This window comes from Dietzia sp. HMSC21D01 (assembly GCF_001815995.1).
Lineage (GTDB): Bacteria > Actinomycetota > Actinomycetes > Mycobacteriales > Mycobacteriaceae > Dietzia > Dietzia cinnamea.
Genome location: NZ_KV824017.1, coordinates 1 through 4,148, shown reverse-complemented (window position 1 = coordinate 4,148; position 4,148 = coordinate 1). Strand labels below are relative to the sequence as shown.

Annotated in this window: 3 protein-coding genes; all 3 read right to left on the bottom strand. The window is 73.9% G+C overall.

Translation table 11 applies throughout. The features are described 5' to 3' along the window. Positions 1–2,088: PTS fructose transporter subunit IIABC (locus HMPREF3086_RS13020; RefSeq protein ID WP_070722293.1), on the bottom strand; the 2,088-nt coding region annotated here is incomplete at its 3' end. Positions 2,089–2,155: 67 nt separating this feature from the next. Then, positions 2,156–3,115: a 1-phosphofructokinase family hexose kinase gene (locus HMPREF3086_RS13015; RefSeq protein ID WP_070722291.1), complete on the bottom strand. Its 960-nt coding sequence runs from the start codon at positions 3,113–3,115 to the stop codon at positions 2,156–2,158. Beyond that, the gene (locus HMPREF3086_RS13010) at positions 3,112–3,879 is read right to left on the bottom strand and encodes a DeoR/GlpR family DNA-binding transcription regulator (protein ID WP_061228138.1); all 768 of its coding nucleotides are present in this window, start codon (positions 3,877–3,879) and stop codon (positions 3,112–3,114) included. Before HMPREF3086_RS13010 ends, HMPREF3086_RS13015 begins: the two co-directional genes overlap by 4 nt. Positions 3,880–4,148: the final 269 nt, after the last annotated feature.

Sequence of the window (4,148 nt, the reverse complement as noted above, 5' to 3'; positions counted from 1 at the left end):
CGCGGCGGCCGGCGCCACGGCCGGGGTCCGGCGCGCGGACTTGGCGGTGACCACGGCCGCGCAGGCGACGAGCGTGCCGGCGAGGATCGCGACGAGGTAGCCCCAGACCGGGTTGATGGCGAACACGACGAACAGGCCGCCGTGGGGCGCGTACGACTCCACGGAGAACGCCATGATCAGCGCACCGGTCACGGCGCCGCCGGCCATCATCGACGGGATCACGCGCAGCGGGTCGGCGGCGGCGAACGGGATGGCGCCCTCGGAGATGAAGCTCGCGCCCAGCAGGAACGCTGCGCGGCCGTTCTCCTGCTCGGCAGGGCTGAACAGCCGCTTGCGCACGACGGTGGCCAGGCCCATCGCCAGCGGCGGGACCATGCCGGCCGCCATCACCGCTGCCATGATCCGCAGCGTCGCGGGGTTGTCGGCGACCAGGCCGGCGGTGGCGAAGGTGTAGGCGGCCTTGTTGACGGGCCCGCCCAGGTCGAAGCACATCATCAGGCCCAGGATCACGCCGAGCAGGATCACCGAGGAGCCGGTCATGCCGCCGAGCCAGGACTCCATGGCCTCGGTGAGCCCGGCCAGCGGGCGGCCGAGCAGGAGGAACATGAGCAGGCCGATCGCGAGCGAGCCGAGCAGCGGGATGAGCACGACGGGCATGAGGCCGGACAACCAGCGCGGGGTCTTCCACGTGGTCATCCAGCGCACGAGGTAGCCGGCGAGGATGCCGGTGACCAGGGCGCCGATGAAGCCGGCACCGAGGGTCGCGGACAGCGCACCGCCGACGAAGCCCGGGGCGATGCCGGGGCGGTCGGCCAGGCCGTAGGCGATGTACCCCGACAGCACGGCGATCATGAAGCCCATCGCCGCCTGGCCGATCGCGAACAGCACTGCGCCGATGTAGAGGCGCAGGCCCGTGTGGGTGAGGGCCTCGGCGCCGGCGGTGCCGGCGGAGACGATCTCGCCGTCGAGGTACCAGACCTCGCCGGGCAGGTCGGTGAGCGTGAACGAGGTGGACAGTTCCTGCCACACAAATGCGACGTCGTAGCCGGCGAAGAGGAAGCCGAGCGCCAGCAGCAGGCCGCCGGCCGCGACGAACGGGATCATGTAGGACACGCCGGTCATCACCGCGCGCTGCAGTCCGCGGGCCCAGTGCTCGTCGGCGCCGGACGCGCCCGACGCGGCGGTCCCCGAGCCGTCGCCGGAGTCGGCCGACACGCGACGGGCGCGGGGGTCGCGCGCGGCGGCCAGCGCCTCGTCGAGGACCCGGTCGGGGGCGTCGATGGCCTTCTTCACGCCGTACTCGACGACGGGCTTGCCGGCGAAGCGGCCGCGGTCGCGGACGCCGACGTCGGTGGCGAACACGACCGCGTCGGCCGCCTCGATCACGCCCGGGTCGAGGGCGGTGGCGCCCGCCGAGCCCTGGGTCTCCACCTGCAGATCGACGCCACGCGCCTGCGCGGCCTGGGCCAGGGAGTCGGCGGCCATGTAGGTGTGGGCGATGCCGGTGGGGCAGGCGGTCACCGCGACCAGGCGCAGCGGCGCGTCGCCACCACCGTCGGTTGTGGTCGCCGCCCCGCCGCCGGACGCCGTGGGGGCGGGCGCCGACGAGGACGACGACGAGGCCTTCTGCTCCTGCGCGGCGAGCACCTTCTCGATGGCCGCGACCGCGTCCTCGGCCGTGGCGGCCGCCCGGAGGGAGTCCACGAACTCGGCCCGCACGAGGTTCCGCGCGAGCGTGGCGAGCAGCTTGAGGTGTTCCTTGCCGCCGCCGGCGGGGGCGCCGATCATCAGTACGAGGTCGGCGGGTCCGTCCTTGGCGCCGAAGTCGACGGGCGGGTCGAGTCGGGCGAACGCGAGGCTCGGTGAGGTCACGGCCTCGGACTTGCAGTGCGGGATCGCGATCCCGCCCTTCATGCCGGTGGCCGCTTTGTCCTCTCGGGCGAGGAGGTCGCGCACCAGGGTGTCGTGGTCATCGGCGCGGCCGGCGTCGACGAGGGTCCGGGCCAGCGCCCGGATCACCTCCTGCTTGGTGCCGCCGAGGTCGGCGTCGAGCCGCACGGTGGCGGTCTCGATGATGGGCTGGTTCATGGCCGTGCTCCGTGTCGTGGTGAGAAGGGGTGTCGCGGTGAGAAGGGGTGGGGCGGGGACGGGGACCTCAGTCGAGGCGCCTGAGCGTGGCGCGGAAGGTGGCGGGGTCGAGGCCCAGCGGTAGTCCGGTGCCGGGCAGGGAGGCGGCCACGCTGCCGTGACCGACGGCCCATGCGAGACGGTCCCGCGGCGGGAGTCCGCGGGCCCCGGCGAGCAGATATCCCGCGAGCGCGGAGTCGCCGGCCCCGACCGTGGACCTGACCCGGACGGCGGGGGCGTTCGCGAACCACGTCTCGTCGTCGTCGACCAGGACTGCTCCGGCACCGCCCAGGGTGACCAGGACCGCGCCGACGCCGCGCTCGCGCAGGGCGCGTGCGGCAGCGACCACGGGTCCGGTGTCACCGTCGACGGCGCGTCGTTCCAGCTCCGCGCCGTCGACGCCGGCGAGCTGGCCGAGCTCCTCACCGTTGGGTTTGACCAGGTCCGGCGCGGCTTCCGGGAGTCGCGCGGCGAGGGCTGCCAGGGGTGCGTCGGAGGTGTCGACGGCGAGGCGCGCCCCCGCCGGACGCAGGGCGGTGACCAGGTCGGCGTAGAAGCCGTCCTCCACGCCGCGCGGCAGGGATCCGCTCAGCACCACCCACTGCGCTTCACGGGCGAGGTCCGCGATCGTGGACCGGACCCGGTCGAGCGTGGCGGCATCGAGCTCGGGGCCAGGGGAGTTGATCTTGGTGGTGGTGCCCTCGGGGTCGGCGAGGGTGAGGTTGATCCGCACGGCCCCGGTCGTCGGCATCACGGATGTCGCGACGCCGGTCGCGGCGCACATCGTCACGAACGGGTCCTCGGGAGGCGCGGGGAACACCGCGCGCGCCTCCACCCCGCCGGCGGCCACCACACGTGCGACGTTGACGCCCTTGCCGCCGGGTGAGTCGTCGACGGCCGCTATGCGATTGACCCCGCCCACGGCGAGCGGCGCCGGCAGCTGCGCGGTGCGGTCCACCGACGGGTTCATGGTGAGCGTGACGATCATGGCAGCACGACCTCGATTCCGTGGGTGTCCAGCGCGGCGGCGAGCGGGCCGGGCGGGGGCGAGTCGGTGACCAGCACATCGATCTGGTCGAGGCGGGCGAACGAGACGAGGAACTCGTGGCCGAACTTGCTCGAGTCGGCGAGCACCGCCACCCGCCGCGCGGCGCCGCACATGGCGTTCTTCACCGCCGCCTCGTCCGGGTCCTGGGTGGTGAGGCCGCGGTCGGGGTGGAGGCCGTTGGCGCCGACGAACGCCACGTCCACGCGGATCGCCTCCAGCGCCCGAAGCACCGACGCGCCCACACACCCGCCGGTGAGGCCGCGGACCGTCCCGCCGAGCACGTGCAGGTCGTCGGTCGCCGCGCGGTGCAGGCCGTCGGCGACGGGGACCGAGTTGGTGATGACCGTCAGCCCGTGGTCGGCGGGCAGCGCCTCGGCGAGGGCCGCGGTGGTGGAGCCGGCGTCGACTAGCACGGTCCCGCAGGCGGCGGGCAGCAGGCGAAGCGCGGCCCGGCCGATCGCGGTCTTGGCCTCGACGTTCTCCGACCGGCGCGCGGCGAGGGTCCGCTCCACACGACCACCCGGGACCGCGCACACCGCGCCGCCGTGCGTGCGCTCGAGGTGGCCCTCTGATTCCAGGACCGACAGGTCGCGGCGGATGGTCTCGGCGCTCACGTCGAGGTCGGCGGCGAGTTCGGCCACGGTGACCCGCCCGGACGCGGCGAGGGTCTCCGTGATGCGCCGTCGTCGCTCGCTGCCGTACATGGTGAGCCTTTCGCCTGTGACCGAGTGTGTTGGATTCTGCCCGAAACGGTTGGAAAGTCAAGCGGTCTTAGTTATTCTCGTCACATAACCACTCGATCGGCCGGGCGCGGGTGCCCGGTCCGCTAGGAGCTCCCAATGACGCAGCAGTCGAAGGCCGGGGCGGTCATCCGCGGCACCGGCGTGGTCGCCGGACTCGCCCACGGGCCCGCCCGATGGGTGGTCCGGCCCGACGCCCTTGACGGGCCCGCCCCGGCCGCCGCCCCGGACAC